We start from the raw sequence: 15,345 nt of genomic DNA, 5'->3' as shown, positions 1-15,345 counted from the left end.
CGTGATCCGCGGGAGCGCGTCCGGCGGCGCGGCACTCGCTTACGCGGGATCAAGCACTTACGTGTCCGATCCGCGAGCGCGCACGCCCTGGCGCGCGGCAACGCTGAACTCCTATGCGTTGCCGCGCACCGGGTCTGCACACTTCGCGCCGGGCACGCGGGTCTAGAATCGCGGGTTTTACCGAGCGCAGCGCCCCTCTGGGCCCTGCCTCCGCCCGGACATCGCATTGAACGCACCGAACATCGCACCCGCTCTGCTCTCTCCGCCCCTGCCTGCCGCCGGCCAACAGCGCGCCTACTGGCGCGCCCCCTCCAGCCCCAGCGCCCTTGCCCTGGTCGTCGCCGAAGCCGCCGCGCGCCACAGCGGCCTGCTGATCGCGATCACCCGCGACAGCTTCCATGCCCAAGCTCTGGAAGCCGAACTTGCGGTGTTTGCCCGCAGCCTGCCGGTGCTGCATTTCCCGGACTGGGAAACCCTGCCCTACGACCCCTTCAGCCCGCACGCCGAAATCGTCAGCCAGCGCATCGCCACGCTGTACCGACTCCCCGGCGTGCAGCGCGGCTTGCTGGTCGTGCCGATCGCCACGCTGATGCAGCGATTGGCGCCGGTCAGCTTCATCAGCGGCAGCTCGCTGGTGGTCAAGAACGGCCAGCGCCTCGACCTCGACGCCGAGAAACTCAGGCTGCAGTCCGCCGGCTATCGCAACGTGCCGCAGGTGCTCGATCCGGGCGACTTCGCCGTGCGCGGCGCCCTGCTCGACATCTTCCCGATGGGCAGCCCGGAGCCGTATCGCATCGAGCTGCTCGACGACGAGATCGACTCGATCCGCACCTTCGACCCCGAGAGCCAGCGCAGCCTGCAGAAGGTCACCGAAGTGCGGCTGCTGCCGGCACGCGAGTTCCCGCTGGACGAGGCGGCTTCGAAGCGCTTCCGCGCGACCTTGCGCGAACGCTTCCCGATCGATCCGCGCCGCTGCCCGCTCTACCAGGACATGAAGGAAGGCGGTGCGCCGGCCGGCATCGAGTACTACCTGCCGCTGTTCTTCGACCAGACCTCAAGCCTGTTCGACTACCTTGGCGCCGACACCCTATGCCTGCTCTGTGAGGGTGCACTGGAGTCAGCGGACGCGTTCTGGAAGCAGGCCAGCGAGCGCTACGAGCAGCGTCGCCACGACATCGAACGCCCCCTGCTGCCCCCGGAGGAACTCTTTCTGGCGCCCGAGGCGCTGCGCCAGAAGCTCAACGGCGTGCGCCGCATCGAGGTCTGCGGCAGCGCGCATGCGCGCTTCGAAGAAGCCCAGGCGCTCGGCGATGCCCCCGCACCGGCGACGCCGATCACCCGCCAGAACGAAGCCAGCGGCACCGCCCTGCGCGGTCTTTTGTCGAGCTACCCGGGGCGGGTGCTGATCGCCGCCGACTCCGCCGGTCGCCGCGAAGCCTTGATCGAACAGCTCGGCGCGCTCGATCTCAGGCCCGTCACCGTGGCCGACTGGTCGGCCTTTGCAGCATCCGACGGGCCGCGCTATGCGATCACCGTGGCTGCGCTGGAAGACGGCTTCAGCGTCAAGGCGCCCGCCCTGTGCGTGCTCACCGAGCGCCAGCTCTATCCCGAGCGCGCCTCGCAGCCGCGCCGCCGCAAGCGCGCCGGCCGCGAGCCCGAGGCGATCATCCGCGACCTCGGCGAGCTGGAGATCGGCGCGCCGATCGTTCATGAGGATCACGGCGTCGGCCGCTACCGCGGGCTTGAGGTGCTGGACGTCGGCGGCAGCAAGACCGAGTTTCTCGCCATCGAATACGCCAAGGGCGACAAGCTCTATGTCCCGGTGGCGCAGCTGCACCTGGTCAGCCGCTATGCCGGCGCCTCCCCCGAAATGGCGCCGCTGCACTCGCTGGGCGGAGAGGCCTGGGAAAAGGCCCGCCGCAAGGCCGCCGAAAAGGTCCGCGACGTCGCCGCCGAGCTGCTGGAGATCCAGGCCAAGCGCCAGGCGCGGCAGGGACTTGCGATCGACATCGATCGCCCGCAATACGAGCAGTTCGCCGCCGGCTTTCCCTTCGAGGAAACCCCCGACCAGCTGCAGGCCATCGAGGCCGTATTGACCGACCTGCAGTCCAGCCTGCCGATGGACCGCGTGGTCTGCGGCGACGTCGGCTTTGGCAAGACCGAGGTCGCTGTACGCGCGGCGTTTGCCACCGCCATGAGCGGTCGTCAGGTCGCAGTGCTGGTGCCCACCACCCTGCTGGCGGAGCAGCACTACCGGAACTTCCGCGACCGCTTCGCCGACTGGCCGATCCGCGTCGAGGTGCTGTCGCGCTTCAAGACCGCGAAGGAGATCAAGGTCGAGCTGGAGAAGCTGGCCGAGGGCAAGATCGACGTCATCGTCGGCACCCATCGCCTGCTGCAGGCCGACGTCAAGTTCAAGGATCTGGGCTGCGTCATCGTCGACGAGGAGCAGCGCTTCGGCGTTCGCCAGAAGGAGGCGCTGAAGGCCATGCGCGCCGAGGTGCATCTGCTGACGCTTACCGCCACACCAATTCCGCGCACCCTGAACATGGCCATGAGCGGCCTGCGCGATCTCAGCATCATCGCCACCCCGCCAGCGCATCGTCTGGCGGTGCAGACCTTCATCGCGCAGTGGGATGCCAACCAGCTGCGCGAAGCCTTCCAGCGCGAATTCGCGCGCGGCGGCCAGGTTTACTTCCTGCACAACGAGGTCGACAACATCGAGCGCATGCAGCGCGACCTGCTGGAGCTGGTGCCCGAGGCGCGTATCCGCATCGCCCACGGGCAAATGCCCGAGCGCGAGCTGGAGCAGGTGATGCTCGACTTCCACCGCCAGCGCTTCAACGTGCTGCTGTGCACGACGATCGTTGAAAGCGGCATCGACATTCCCAGCGCCAACACCATCATCATCAACCGCGCGGACCGCTTCGGCCTGGCCCAGCTGCACCAGCTGCGTGGCCGCGTCGGTCGCAGCCACCACCGCGCCTACGCCTATCTGGTCATCCCTGACCGCAAGTCGATCACCAAGGACGCCGAGAAGCGACTCGAAGCCCTGGCCTCGCTGGAGGAGCTGGGCGCCGGTTTCACGCTGGCCACCCACGACCTGGAGATCCGCGGCGCCGGCGAGCTGCTGGGCGAAGGCCAGAGCGGCCAGATCGCGGAAGTCGGCTTCAGCCTCTACACCGAGCTGCTCGAGCGTGCGGTGCGCAGCATCAAGCAGGGCAAGATCCCCGACTTGGACGGCAACAGCGAGCACGGCGCCGAAGTGAGCCTGCACATTCCGGCGCTGATCCCCGACGACTACCTGCCCGACGTGCACACGCGGCTCACCCTGTACAAGCGCATCGCCAGCGCCCCGCACCGCGACGCCCTGCACGAACTGCAGGTCGAAATGGTCGACCGCTTCGGCCTGCTGCCCGACCCCGCCAAGCACCTGTTCGCGGTCACCGAGCTCAAGCTCGTCGCCACGGCGCTTGGGATCAAGAAAGTCGAGATGGGCGAACGCGGCGGCCGCGTACAGTTCGAGAAGCAGCCGAAGCTCGATCCGATGAACATGATCAAGCTCATCCAGAGCCAGCCACGCGTGTTCGCGATGGAGGGGCCGGACAAGCTCAAGCTCAAGCTGGAGCTGCCGGACGCGTCCTCGCGGCTGCGCACGGCGCGGGATCTGTTGCAGTCACTGGGGGGCAGAGCTGCATGAGCGCCATCCTTGGTCTGCACGCGAGTTCATGGCGCTGCCTTGATCGCGCCTACCCGCAAGAGCTAATCGAGCAAGTACAGGCCGGATGCTCGATGGTCGTACCGCAGACAAGCGCCCTCCGCGCGGTGCGAATGGCCTTCAACGGCCGGTACCGTCAGGTCCGATGCACGCAGGGCTGGCTGGATGACGTCGAACTTGAGTTCACCGCAGCCGCTGCGGTGCGCCTCGCACTTTGGCTTGAGCGACTCGCCAACCTGCAGAGCAACCAGTCAGGCTTCCTAATCAATGACAACCCAGCGGCCGCGATCCAAGCCATCGAGGTCAATCTCCATCCGGGTGCAGGCTGGATGGGCGAAGACCCACCCGAATCAAGCGATGCACTCGACGGCAGAATCGTCGTTTTCCTGCAGGTGCTCGCACCGAAGCATCGAGAAGATGCGCTGTTCCTCTGCGGCAGCGCACCGACGCTTTTGCGTCTGTCAACCGCGCTGCTTGACGCAGCCTCACGCGCGCGATCAGAGGGAACGACACAGTGGCTGCTGCCGAAGCAGGAGCAGGCTTGCCCCGACACGACCCCCAACTCCTGCGTGTTCGCGATCTGCGTTTCGCGCTGAACTTGCAGATCTCCTCCGCTCAGCCACATTGGGCTTGAGCGCCCGCACGAACAGCCCCAGGACCATCCACCAGAATATCCGCGGGGCGCGGCTGATCTCGTAGGTCTCACCCTGGCAGTTGTGGGCAAAGCAGATCACCGTGCCGACGAACAGCCCTGCGAGCAGGCGATACACCGCAAAGAGAGCGAAGGCACTGGACACAAGCGCTACCACGCCCGGCGGAACCCCGCCCCGGGTGAACTCGTAGTTGCGCAGCCTTGGGGCGATCACGCGGACCAGCCACGGCCCCATGACCAGCATCGACAGCAAGACCAGGGCTCGAGTCGTTTCGTATGTCCTGTCGGTGTGCAAGGCCGAAAACCGGCGGCAATGGTCTTCGACGCGGAGACCTGTCGTTCGTGCCACTCATCGCGCCGTAGACCGCACATCGGCTTGCTGGGCGAGCTCTCTCCCCGCCCAGCACGCTTGGCACAGCGAAGCCTCACCAGCGGTAGAGCAGCCCTCGATCGGGCGCCACGCGCCCGGCCAGCAGCGCACTCCAGCCCTCGACCATGGCCGCGGCGCCCACCGCCTCGTGCAGCTGGATCCAGGGCCGCGCGAAGTCTAGGATCGCCTGCCAAGCGGCAGCGAAGCGCTGATCGTACTCGGCCACACCCCAAGTCTCGATCCAGCGAAGCGCTTCGCTCGGTGCGAAGAAGACCTCCGCGGGCATACCGTGCGAAGCGCTCGCGGCGCGCCAGTCGGTCATGCCGATCTGCAGCAGTCGCGCCGAGCTTCCCAGCTGGGTCGCCAGCGAAGCGACATGCCCTGCGTTGCCGGCGAAGTCGATCACGATGGCGCCGGCTCCCACGCCCGCGAGCGCGGCGCCGTAGGCGTCCGCCGTATCGAACAGCGCGCGCGCCGCCACGAAGGCGGTGTTCTGCGGCGAGGACAGGCCGATCAACCTGCGCTGCTGACCCCTGGCTGCGCGCCGGCACAGCAACGCAGTGGCCAGCGCCGTCTTGGACGAGGCCGACGTGAACACCACCGGGCGCTGCCCGGTCGGATCCAGCTCATCAATTCTGAGCGCCAGGAGAAACGCCGTCAGCGCCAGCGGGTGCAGCAGCGGACGCAGGCAGGGCTCGGCATCGATCTCGCTGCACGGCACGCGGGCATAGCTCTGATACACCGCCGGCAGATCCGCCCGATGCACAGCGGCATCGACGAGCCGCTTCGCGCCTACGCGATCCGGCCGCAGCCGGACCGACTGCGCCATCGGCAGAAAGCCGTAGAGCGCATCGCCCCGCGAGAGCGCGGGATGCGCCGAGGACTCGACTTCGGCATAGCCCCAGACCGGCACCCGGCCCCACTCGGGATCACCGCTGGGAAAGAAATCCCAGTAGCGGTAGCTGTGCCCGAACATGGCCAGGGTCACGTTGTTGGCGGTCAGCGCGAAGCGGCGCACGACCAGCTGCACCTCACCCTCAGCCAGCGCGGTCTGCGCCTCTTCGATCACGCGCGTCTGCGCGAGCTGCCGCCGGTGGATCTCGACGATCCGGGTCATGCGTGTCTCCTCAGGGGCCAAGGCAAGGCTGAAGATTTCAGCGTTGCCGCACGCTACGGAGGGCGCTCTTCCACATCAAGCGCTTGAGTGCTTGCAGATGTAGGGATACCGACCGTGATCCTGGAGCAGGTCAGTGGGCCCGCGGCTCCTGAGGTCGAGTGCGTGGTCTTGACCGCGCCGAGCGGATGCAGCGCGAACTTCTAGCGCTGGCGCTCGCAGTGCGCATGCGCATCGCGCCCGCTGAAGATCTCCGAGCACGCGCTTAGCGCGAGACTCGCGTGAGCTTCTGTCTGCAAGCCGTGCCGAGGGCCTGGAGCGATGCAGTCCTATGCCGAAAACCGCGACGCCACACACAGTTATCACGCACGTCACACGCTGTAACATCCCCGGCTTTACTGACACCGGGAGACACCCCCATGCAGCGACGCAGCACCTGCGAGTCCATTGTTTTTGCAAGCCTGTTGACGATGCCCCTGGTCGCCTCTGCGTCGAGCCCGTTCTTCACCGAGGGCAAGCTGCTGCTGGATGTGCGCCTGCGCTCCGAGCACGTTGACGATGCGGCCTTCGCACGCGACGCGAACGCTCTGACCCTGCGCACCCGTCTCGGCTGGCGCAGCGGCAACGTCGCGGGCTTCCATCTGCTGGCGGATGTGGACGATGTGCGCGCGCTGGACGAAAGCTACAACTCCACGGCCAACGGACGCACGAGCTACCCGTCGGTTTCGGACCCTGAGGGCAGCGAGTGGAACCAGGCCTTTCTGGGCTGGGATTCCGGCAGCGGCACCCTGGTGCAGGCGGGCCGTCAGCGCATCATCTATGACAACCACCGCTTCATCGGCAACGTCATCTGGCGCCAGAACGAGCAGACCTACGACGCCTTGAGCGTGCGTCACCAATACGGCGACCTGACCTTCAACTACGCCTGGCTCGACAAGGTGCATCGCGTGTTCGGCAACAACCACCCGATCCGTCTGCAGGCCGAGCAGGATCTCAACGCGCATCTGCTCAACGCGACCTGGAAAGGCGTGCCGGGCAGCTTCACCGGCTATGCCTACCTGATCGAGAACGAGGACCTGCCCCTCAACTCGATCGAGACCTTCGGCCTGCGCCACACGCGCACGCTGCCAATCAGCGAAGGCCTCGAGTGGTGGTACGTCGGTGAATTCGCGCGACAGGAAGGCTGGCGCGACGCGCTGTCCAACGGCACCGTGGACTATCTCAACCTGGAGGCCGGCCTGAGGCTGTCCGGGCACGGCCTGCGCCTGGGCTACGAGCTGCTCGACGGCAACGGCCAGCGCGCCTTCCAGACGCCGCTCGCGACCCTGCACGCCTTCAACGGTTGGGCGGATCGCTTCCTGGTGACGCCGGTCAACGGCCTGGAAGACACCCACGTCAAGTTCGACGGCCCGCTCGGCCCGATGCGCTACCTCGTTGCGCTGCACCGCTTCGAAGCCGCGCAGGGCGGTCAGGCGTTCGGCGACGAACTGGACCTGCAGCTGGTGTGGCCGTTCGCTACGCGCTGGACGGCAATGGCCAAGTTCGCCGACTACCGCAGCGACGGCTTCGGCACGGACATCAAGAAGTTCTGGCTGAGCCTGGAATACAAGCACTGATCCGACCTGTCCGGGCGCCGAGAGGCGCCCGGACCTTTGCGGCTGGGCGCCATGCGCCGGGAACGGGTCTGACCGTCCCTTTCCTGCCCCGCCGCAGCTGCCGCTACGCCCTCACGGCATGCATTCGAGACAGGCCGTTCGCGGCGGCAAGCAGTCGCAGGGCACGCGCGGCCTGCCAGCACACCCCCGCGCGCAGATCCGTAGCCAGTTCGCCCGGCAGCTCAGGGCCGGAGGAAAGCGCCCAGCGCCCGCCCCTCGCGCAGCTCGATCACCAGCGTCTGACCGGCGCCTGCGGGATACAGCCACTGCTCGTGACGCAGATCCTGGGCCTCCTCGATGCGCTCGCGTCGGTCGACCACCGCCGCCCCCAGGTCGATGCGCTGGGCAGGCAGGCCACAGCGATGCACCACCTCGCCGATCGGCTGCGCGCGCTTCAGTGCGGCCAGCGAGCAGTCGCCCGCCTGCGCACGCCCACCGCGACGGTTGAGGCTGTCGATGGCGACAATCTGGCCCTGTCGCGAGCGCACGCGAAAAAGCAGCTGCCCCTCGCCGGGATCAAAGTAGGCCTCGCTCCAATCGATCCGCTGGCGCAGGCTGCGGCGCGCATCCAGATCCACGTACTGCAGCTCGTCCCAACGCTCGACGAAGTAGGGCGGGCCGCAAAGCGCCTCGGCCTGCGTTGACCAGTCGCCGACCTTGAGCACGCGTCCGTTGCAGCGCTGCATGTCGAGCGCCGCCGCGCCTTCGGCGGCCAGCAGGAGGGATACGAAAACCAGCAGTGGGGTCCATGGCGGGGTCATGCGAAAGCTCCAGCGTCGGGAATCGGAGAAGGCAGCCCGGAAATCTACAGCGCAGGCAGCACGACGCGCAGAGTAGTGAGCGCAGCGCCCCTGCCGATGGCCGGGCTGATCGGGAGTTTCGCCAGACTTCAGGATTGGTCCCGGCCGCGCCGGGCTGATCGCGATTTGGCGCTCCGGCGGCGGCGCATTCGCGCTATAAGGCGACCCCTCGATTCGTCTGCAGCGGCCAACGCATGTCCATCGTCCTTACCGACTTCGCGCGTGCGCGCTTGTTCCCGCGCGACCGCCGCATCACCGCCATCCAGGACTGCACGCCGGAGCAGTTCGTCGAGCACCTCAACACGCACGCGCCGGACAGGGTGATCGAGGGCTATGCGCCTTTCTGCCAGCTGCACGTGCATCGCAACTGGACCTCCACGCGCGGCTCCGTGGTGCCGATCACCGACGACAACCGCCACCGCTTGCGCAGCGCCTACGAAGCGCGCACCAAGGACGAACTGCCGGTGCTGGTGCGCTGGTTCGAGGGCATCGAGCCACCGGTGGCGAGCTATCTGGTGCCGATCCTCTACAGCCGCGAACAGCTGGCCAAGGAAGGCACGCCCATCAAGGCCGACTGGGGCATCGTCGGCTGCCTGTACACGATGGAGCCCGAAGAGATCCCGATGGTGCCGATCACCATGATGCGCAACGCGCTGGGTGTGGAGGAAGGCGGCTCCGGCGTGCCGCTGGACCGCGAGGCCTATCGGCGCAGCGTGGCGTTCTGGGAGCGGCATGCGAACTGGCGGCCTTGAGGCATGCCGCGCATGAGTCTTGAGCTCTCGACCGAGAGCGCAGGCGCCATGCGCGGCCTGAGCCCCTCGCGTTCCGCGCTGCTCGTCCTGGGGCTTGGCCTCCTGTTGGGCTTCGGCGACTGGGTTTGCGGGGCACTCGGCATCGTCGTTCCGGTACTCGTGGTGAGGCCGCTGCTCGTCATCGGTGCCGTGATCCTCGTGGGGACCGTGCTTGCCGCCTGGCTTGGACTTGCGGCGAGGCGGAAGCGCAGCGTGCGGGTACTGGGTGTCGACCTGCTCGTGGTCGCCCTGTCGATGGCAATCGCCCTGTTCGGGCCCAGCCTTACGCAAGGATTTGCATGGCGCATACGCGCAACGCCCGAAGCCGATTGGCTGCGGCTGGCTGACGATGCGCGCGAGCTCGCCCGGGCAGCTGCGCCGGATGGGGTGCTGCCCAAGCGCAGCGACTTCTATCGCAACCGCAGATTCCTGCCTGAGCTTGCGCAGCGCCACGCGTTTCTCGACCTGCGTTTCGGGGGGCCCCACCAAGCTCTTCATTACCCAAGACATCGTCGCCCTGGACTGGGGGAGTGGTCTGGTGGGCTTCTTTTCGGTGGCCGTCCATGCCGAGCCAGTCGCAGAGGAGATCCAGAACGACGCGCTCTACACCACTCGCCGCATCCATCCTCGCGTCACCCTGACCTGGGAGTAGTGCACGCGCACCGGCACAAGGTCAGCGGGGCTCTGAGCTGCCTGCGGCCAGCGCGGTGCCGTAGTCGGGATGCTGGCCGATCGTGTTGTGATCGACGCCCGCCAGCACGCGCAGCTCGGCCAGGCCGGGCGCGAAAGCCTGTGAGAGCACCTGGCTGCGCTCGGGTCGTACCAGCCGGTCGTGCTCGGCAACCAGCAGCAAGGTGGGCGCGCGAACGCGCTGCGCGTGCAGCTGGCTGTCGAAGCGGTCCTGAAGCAACCAATTCACTGGCAGCCATGGGAACTGTTCAGCCGCCACCGCTGCCAGACTGTCGAAGGGCGTAACCAGGACAAGGCGCGAAACATCGCGACGGCTGGCCAAGTACACGGCGACACCGCTGCCCAGGCTGCGTCCAATCACATCGATACGCGCATGCGACTGCGCGACGCGCTGATGCAAGGTGAGCGCATCGGCGAACAGCGCAGCCTCGCTCGGCTCGCCCTCGCTGCCGCCGTAGCCGCGGTAGTGCGGCAGGTACAGCGCATGCCCGGGAAACAACTCGCGCAGCTCGGCCAAGGTGCGCGAGACGTCTTCGGCGTTGCCGCCGAAATAGATGAGGGCAGGCGCGCCGGGCTGTTCAAAGACGCTGACCTGGATGCGCAGGCCGTCACTCTGCAGCCAGATCTCCGCGGCGCCGGCAGGCAGAGCGCGCGGCTGCGGGAAGTAGATCAAGGCGCGCTGACTGGCAAACACCGCCGCACAGGCCCCGACGTAGGCCAACACCAGCAGCAGTAGAAGTTTGAGCGGTCTACGCATGGCGCACCGCGCTGTACGAGGATCCACAACTCTAAGGCAATACGGATCAAGCCCATCGCGGAGCTGACCGATCGCTGCGAGTTGAGCGCGAGCCCGGGCCCGCTTGCGCTGGATCAAGCATCGGGGGCTCGATCCGCGCGCGCGGTCAAAGAGCCATGAAAGGTGTCGGCACGGCGCAAAGCCCTGCGGCGTTTGCGCGTGGTCGCGCGGACGTCCACCGACTCGGCTTGTCCGGCCGGCGCGACTTGTCCAAACTTCGCGCCCATCGCCTATCGCGTTGCCGAGAACACCATGCAGCCTGCCGAGCCGAATCCCCTGCGCGCGTACTTCGACACCAATCCCGGCCGGCTGATGACGAAGTGGGACCATTACCTCGACATCTACCACCGCCACTTCGCGCGCTTTCGCGGCAAGCCCATCACCTTGGTCGAGTTCGGCGTGTTCCACGGTGGCTCGCTGCAGATGTGGCGGCACTACTTCGGGCCGCAGTGCCGGGTGGTGGGCGTCGACATCAACCCACGGCTCGTCGAGCTGAATGAGCCGGGCGTCGAGATCCACATCGGCGATCAAGGCGATCGCGGCTTTCTGCGCGCACTCGCGGCCAAAGTCGGGCCGATCGACATCCTGCTCGACGACGGCGGCCACCAGATGCACCAGCAGATCGCCACGGTCGAAGAGCTCTACGCCAGCGTCAAGCCCGAGGGGGTGATCCTGGTTGAAGACACCCACACCAGCTACTGGCGCAGCCACGGTGGCGGCCTGCGCGCCCCTTTCAGCTTCATGGAGTTCGCCAAGCGTCTGGTCGATGATCTCAACGGATGGCACAGTCGCGACCCGCACAGTTTCGGCCCGGGCCCGTTCACCCGCGCGACGCGCTCCATGCACTTCTACGACAGCGTGGTGGTGATCGAAAAAGGCGACCACCCGCAGCCGCAGGAGCGACACAGCGGCACACCGAGCTTCGATCCCTCGCGCCCGGTGAACGAGCCCTTGCCGCAGGTCTAGCAGGCTGCTGTCGAACAGCCTGCCAGCCCGGCCAAGGAAGGCCGAGTCGACAAAGAAATCGCGCAAGCGATGGATGTGTCGGGAGGCAGAACGGGCCTGTAGCGGAGCGTCGACTCGAAACTCGCAGCAAGGGCGTTTTTCGGCAAGCTGCTGGTGCCTCGGTGCGGATCGCTGACTACGAAGGCGCGCGCTGATCTGCGGCGCTACGCGCCCACGGGCTTCTGCGATCCCGGCCCGAGCACGTTTCCTTTGCGCACGTATGCGCAGAGTGCGGCGATGCACACGGTATCCGGCATCCTCTCCAAGGCGCGCAGAATCGCACTCTGGCGCGCTTGCGCGCTGACTTTGATCTCGCTGGGCCTTGCAGGAGCCGTCATGGCGAGCGACGCACCGCTGCTGCTGGATGACTTTTCCGACGACAGCGGCCGCGCTTCGATCGGCACCCGCTGGCAGGGCTTCAGCGACCGCGTCATGGGCGGGCTTTCGGATCTGCAGGCGGGCTACGTTGAAGAGGGCGGATCACGCCACCTGCGCATGTCAGGACGCGTGCGGCTCGAGAACAACGGCGGTTTCATCCAGGTGCGCCTGCCGCTGACCGCCACCGGCGGCGATTTCGATGCCAGCGCTTTCCGGACGCTGCGCGTCGAGGTGAGAGGTGCGCCGGGTGCCTATTGGGTGCATCTGCGCAGCGCCGATACCCGGCTGCCCTGGGCGTACTACCGCGCCCCTGTGCCCGTCACCGACACGTGGCAGGCGGTCGAGCTGCCGCTCGACCGCTTCGAAGCGGTGGCCACTAAGCGCGCACTCGACCTCCGTCGGCTGCGCTCGGTGGCCCTGGTGGCCTACGGTGAGGCCTTCGAAGCTGACCTCGCGCTGAGACGCCTCGAACTGCTGCCCTGAGCCCGCCAGTACCGCCGCCGTCGTCACTGCGGAGCCATCCAATGCGCGGCGGCACATCGACGAATGGGCCTTCCGCGTCCCGTCACGTAGGCACTCACCAGGGGCGGAAATCCTGCAGCAGCTCACGACGCTTCAGGCGCTGCTGGAAGCGCACATGCACACGCGGCTCCGCAAGCCATCGACCGAACCACAGCCAGCTGGTGAGCACGCCGGACAGCGCCAGTACGCCCGGGCCACCGAGTCGGAAGGAGAGGACCGCAGCGAGCCAAAGCGCCAAACCTGTCCCCAGCCAGAGCCAGCAGCGCAGGTCCTCGCGCAGGGTCTCACGCAAGGCTTCGAGACTCTCTTCGCGACTCACCTCGCGGCCGAGCTCGGGGTGGATGGGGCTCAGGAAATCGAAACGGGACATGGCAGGCTCCTTTGCGTTGGCGCGCCTCAGACGCCCCAAGCCTCGGGACGTGACGCCAGCCGCCCACGACGCCTTGGGCTCAACGTCCGCCGCCACCACCACCGCCGCCACCACCACCTGACGACCCGCCGCCACCGCCGCCGGAACTGCTGCCCGGCGGGCTGCTGGCGGACGCGATCGAGCGGTTCAAGCCCGAGCCGACCGCCTTGGCCAGGCTGCCGATGTCGTTGAAGCCGCCGCCTCGATACCAGCGGATCGACTGGGTTGCCGCTGCCGCGGCGGCGGCGCCCACAGCCGCGGTGAACTTGGCGGTCCAGGCTTGTTCGACGTCGAGGGCGATCGCATAGGGCAGCAAGGCTTCGTAGCGCTCGGCGTCCAGCCGCGGCGGCTGGTTGGGCCCGGGCATCGCCGCCAGCTCGTCGCGCTCGGCCACCTTCAAGTAGAGCTTCAGCCCCTCGATTTCATCGAGCAGTTTGCGGCCCTGCGCGGTCGGCGATTTGACCAGCCAGGCGAAGGCGATGACGGCGATCAGCATCAGTACGCAGACGGCAATCATGGCCGGCTGACCCGAGCCGCCGGCCGTGAGGAACGCCATCACCGCGCCGGACACGGCAATCATCACGGCGATGACCGTGTCGGCCGTGTTGCTGTTGAAGTGGGTGCGATGCAGCCGTGCGTGCAGCGCGCGGGTGTGTTCGCGCATCGACGCCTGCATGTGGCGCGCGGTGCTGCTGCTCTTCTTGAGCTCCAGTCGTGAACTCCCCGAGGGCAGCAGCGCGCCGAGCAGGCTGCGCACGGTGAGAGGCAGGCTTACATCCACCGCTGCGGGGCCGCGCGCGAGGCTCCAGGTTTCGCCGAACAGCAGGCCCTCTTCGCGTTCGATTTCGGCCGCGCCGGCCACAGCCCCCGCCAGCAGGTCAGCGGTGAGGCAGCGCGGGTCGTAGCGCATCCGCTTCAGATAGCGCAGCTCGGCCGGCGAACGATCGGCCGGCGGCTGGTAGCGGGCGATGATCACGCCGGCGTCGGGGTCTCGCCCCACCGCGCGCCAGCGCCACACGCACCAGCCAATCAGCACGCCAAAAGCGGCCAGCGCCACCAGCAGCCCGCGGTTGTCCCGCAGCAGCCAGCCGACGCGCTCAGCCCGGGTGGGCGCGACCACCAGCCCTTTCGGAAAGCCGAGCGCGATGGTCAATCCTTCCCGCGGCGCCAGCGGTCGGACCAGGGTCCAGCGGGCGATGCCCGGCGACACCACTTCGCCGCGCGCATCGCCGCCCTGGGCGCCCTGAGCTCCGGTGTAGGCATCCAGGCGCAGCTTGGCAGGATCCACCACAGCCGGCAGCCTCAGCTCGACGCTGGCCTGCTCGATCGCGAACGCCCAGCCGGTGCCGATCGCATTCCAGTACAGCTCGTCATGGGCCTCGAAGAAGCCCAGTTGCCGGGTGGTGCGATAGCGCAGGGTGAACTCGAATTCGCGCGGCAAGCCGGGCAGAAGGTCGTCGCCGCCGGTATTGATGCGCAGGCCGTTGTCCATGCCTTCCGTGAACCAGGGCTCGGGCTGGCCATCGCGCTCGACGCCCAGCACCTGCAGATCGACCACCACGGCATTGCCGTAGCGATCGCGGTAGCGCGTCGGGAAGTCGCGGTAGATGCCGCGGCGGATCTGCTGCGCTTCCGCACGCACACGAATGTGCTCGGCCACATCGAGGCTGCCATCCGGGCGGATATCGACCTCGACGCGGTAATCAAGGATGCGCTCCTGCGCCAACGCTGGCAGCGCACAGGCGAGCAGCAGCAGGGCGATCAGCACTCGAAGCCGGCTCATGACAGCTGCACCTGCGCCGGCGCGCGCTCGCCCTCGCGGGCCTGGAAGAATTCGGCGCCGCCGAAGCCGCCAAGCCGGGCGATGAACACGTCCGGAAGCTTCTGGGTGGCATCGTTGTAGTCGCGCACCGCGCCGTTGTAGAAGCGCCGTGCGTACTGCAGCTGCTCCTCGATAGCGGACAGCGCCTGCTGCAGGGCAAGGAAGTTCTCACTGCTGCGCAGGGCTGGATAGGCCTCGCCCAGCGCGAAGACCTGACCGAGCGCCTGCTGCAGCCGGGTCTCGACCTCGCCCAGCGCGGCCGCGCCCTGCCCCGCCTGCACCTGCAGGCCCAGGGCCTGCGTGCGCAGCTCGCTGACGAGTGCAAACGTGCCGCGCTCGTGCTGGGCCGCGGCCTGCGCCACGCTCACCAGCTGCGGCACCAGATCGTGGCGACGCACCAGCTGCACGTCGATGTCGGCCCAGGCCGTGCGCACCTGATTGCGCAGGCGCACCAGGCCGTTGTAGGCGATCAGTGCCCACAGTGCGGGCAGGACCAGCAAGAGCAGCAGACTCCACAGCATTTCGGCACTCCCCTGGGATTCGCGGCGCACGGACCGCCGAGTATGCAATGCGTGACAGGGCCCCAGCCGCACGCGAATCGCGCAGCACACGCAGCCGCCCTC

At 67.6% G+C, this 15,345-nt stretch carries 12 protein-coding genes; 6 read left to right on the top strand and 6 right to left on the bottom strand.

The features are described from left to right. Nucleotides 1-241 precede the first annotated feature (241 nt). The gene (gene mfd / locus H4O13_01990) at nt 242-3,700 is read left to right on the top strand and encodes a transcription-repair coupling factor (protein MBE5314151.1); all 3,459 of its coding nucleotides are present in this window, start codon (nt 242-244) and stop codon (nt 3,698-3,700) included. Next, entirely contained in the window at nt 3,697-4,314 is a 618-nt protein-coding gene (locus tag H4O13_01985) for a hypothetical protein (GenBank protein ID MBE5314150.1), read from the top strand. The genes mfd and H4O13_01985 overlap by 4 nt, the downstream gene beginning before the upstream one ends. 481 nt (nt 4,315-4,795) lie before the next feature. On the opposite strand, the gene H4O13_01980 is transcribed toward H4O13_01985, so the two are convergent. Further along, nucleotides 4,796-5,857 carry a DUF2855 family protein gene (locus H4O13_01980; GenBank protein MBE5314149.1) on the bottom strand — a complete coding sequence of 354 codons (1,062 nt, stop codon included), beginning with the start codon at nt 5,855-5,857 and terminating at the stop codon, nt 4,796-4,798. 416 nt (nt 5,858-6,273) lie between these two features. On the opposite strand from H4O13_01980, the gene H4O13_01975 reads away from it, so the two are divergent. Further along, nucleotides 6,274-7,470 carry an alginate export family protein gene (locus tag H4O13_01975; protein MBE5314148.1) on the top strand — a complete coding sequence of 399 codons (1,197 nt, stop codon included), beginning with the start codon at nt 6,274-6,276 and terminating at the stop codon, nt 7,468-7,470. A 221-nt stretch (nt 7,471-7,691) separates the two neighbouring features. Here the strand turns inward: H4O13_01975 and H4O13_01970 are convergent, their stop codons facing one another. Continuing rightward, a complete protein-coding gene (locus H4O13_01970; GenBank protein ID MBE5314147.1) occupies nt 7,692-8,270 on the bottom strand; it encodes a DUF2845 domain-containing protein in 579 nt (192 codons plus the stop codon). 233 nt (nt 8,271-8,503) lie between these two features. Between H4O13_01970 and H4O13_01965 the strand changes: the two genes are divergently transcribed. Next, complete coding sequence (locus H4O13_01965; GenBank protein MBE5314146.1) at nt 8,504-9,061, top strand: DUF3228 family protein; 558 nt, start codon at nt 8,504-8,506, stop codon at nt 9,059-9,061. 712 nt (nt 9,062-9,773) lie between these two features. Here H4O13_01965 and H4O13_01960 read toward each other — a convergent pair. Then, on the bottom strand, nt 9,774-10,547 hold the full coding sequence (locus tag H4O13_01960; GenBank protein MBE5314145.1) for a hypothetical protein: 774 nt from the start codon (nt 10,545-10,547) through the stop codon (nt 9,774-9,776). 291 nt (nt 10,548-10,838) lie between these two features. On the opposite strand from H4O13_01960, the gene H4O13_01955 reads away from it, so the two are divergent. Both H4O13_01955 and H4O13_01950 read left to right on the top strand, forming a co-directional pair. Continuing rightward, complete coding sequence (locus H4O13_01955; protein MBE5314144.1) at nt 10,839-11,552, top strand: class I SAM-dependent methyltransferase; 714 nt, start codon at nt 10,839-10,841, stop codon at nt 11,550-11,552. Nucleotides 11,553-11,927: 375 nt separating this feature from the next. Beyond that, entirely contained in the window at nt 11,928-12,452 is a 525-nt protein-coding gene (locus tag H4O13_01950) for a CIA30 family protein (GenBank protein ID MBE5314143.1), read from the top strand. 94 nt (nt 12,453-12,546) lie between these two features. Here H4O13_01950 and H4O13_01945 read toward each other — a convergent pair whose 3' ends face one another. From H4O13_01945 to H4O13_01935, 3 genes are all read right to left on the bottom strand, one after another. Further along, complete coding sequence (locus H4O13_01945) at nt 12,547-12,861, bottom strand: hypothetical protein (GenBank protein MBE5314142.1); 315 nt, start codon at nt 12,859-12,861, stop codon at nt 12,547-12,549. Between the two features lie 79 nt (nt 12,862-12,940). Beyond that, entirely contained in the window at nt 12,941-14,683 is a 1,743-nt protein-coding gene (locus H4O13_01940; GenBank protein MBE5314141.1) for a DUF2207 domain-containing protein, read from the bottom strand. After that, on the bottom strand, nt 14,680-15,243 hold the full coding sequence (locus tag H4O13_01935; protein ID MBE5314140.1) for a LemA family protein: 564 nt from the start codon (nt 15,241-15,243) through the stop codon (nt 14,680-14,682). The genes H4O13_01940 and H4O13_01935 overlap by 4 nt, the downstream gene beginning before the upstream one ends. Nucleotides 15,244-15,345 lie beyond the last annotated feature (102 nt).

The organism is Lysobacterales bacterium, assembly GCA_014946745.1.
Lineage (GTDB): Bacteria > Pseudomonadota > Gammaproteobacteria > Xanthomonadales > Xanthomonadaceae > Aquimonas.
Note: the sequence above shows the minus strand (reverse complement) of the source record. Positions and strands in the feature narration are given on the sequence as shown.

Coding starts and splice junctions, on each gene's coding strand:
- H4O13_01985 (MBE5314150.1), top strand. CDS start 3,697: ATGAGCGCCATCCTTGGTCTGCACGCGAGTTCATGGCGCTGCCTTGAT.
- H4O13_01980 (MBE5314149.1), bottom strand. CDS start 5,857: ATGACCCGGATCGTCGAGATCCACCGGCGGCAGCTCGCGCAGACGCGC.
- H4O13_01975 (MBE5314148.1), top strand. CDS start 6,274: ATGCAGCGACGCAGCACCTGCGAGTCCATTGTTTTTGCAAGCCTGTTG.
- H4O13_01970 (MBE5314147.1), bottom strand. CDS start 8,270: ATGACCCCGCCATGGACCCCACTGCTGGTTTTCGTATCCCTCCTGCTG.
- H4O13_01965 (MBE5314146.1), top strand. CDS start 8,504: ATGTCCATCGTCCTTACCGACTTCGCGCGTGCGCGCTTGTTCCCGCGC.
- H4O13_01960 (MBE5314145.1), bottom strand. CDS start 10,547: ATGCGTAGACCGCTCAAACTTCTACTGCTGCTGGTGTTGGCCTACGTC.
- H4O13_01955 (MBE5314144.1), top strand. CDS start 10,839: ATGCAGCCTGCCGAGCCGAATCCCCTGCGCGCGTACTTCGACACCAAT.
- H4O13_01950 (MBE5314143.1), top strand. CDS start 11,928: ATGGCGAGCGACGCACCGCTGCTGCTGGATGACTTTTCCGACGACAGC.
- H4O13_01945 (MBE5314142.1), bottom strand. CDS start 12,861: ATGTCCCGTTTCGATTTCCTGAGCCCCATCCACCCCGAGCTCGGCCGC.
- H4O13_01940 (MBE5314141.1), bottom strand. CDS start 14,683: ATGAGCCGGCTTCGAGTGCTGATCGCCCTGCTGCTGCTCGCCTGTGCG.
- H4O13_01935 (MBE5314140.1), bottom strand. CDS start 15,243: ATGCTGTGGAGTCTGCTGCTCTTGCTGGTCCTGCCCGCACTGTGGGCA.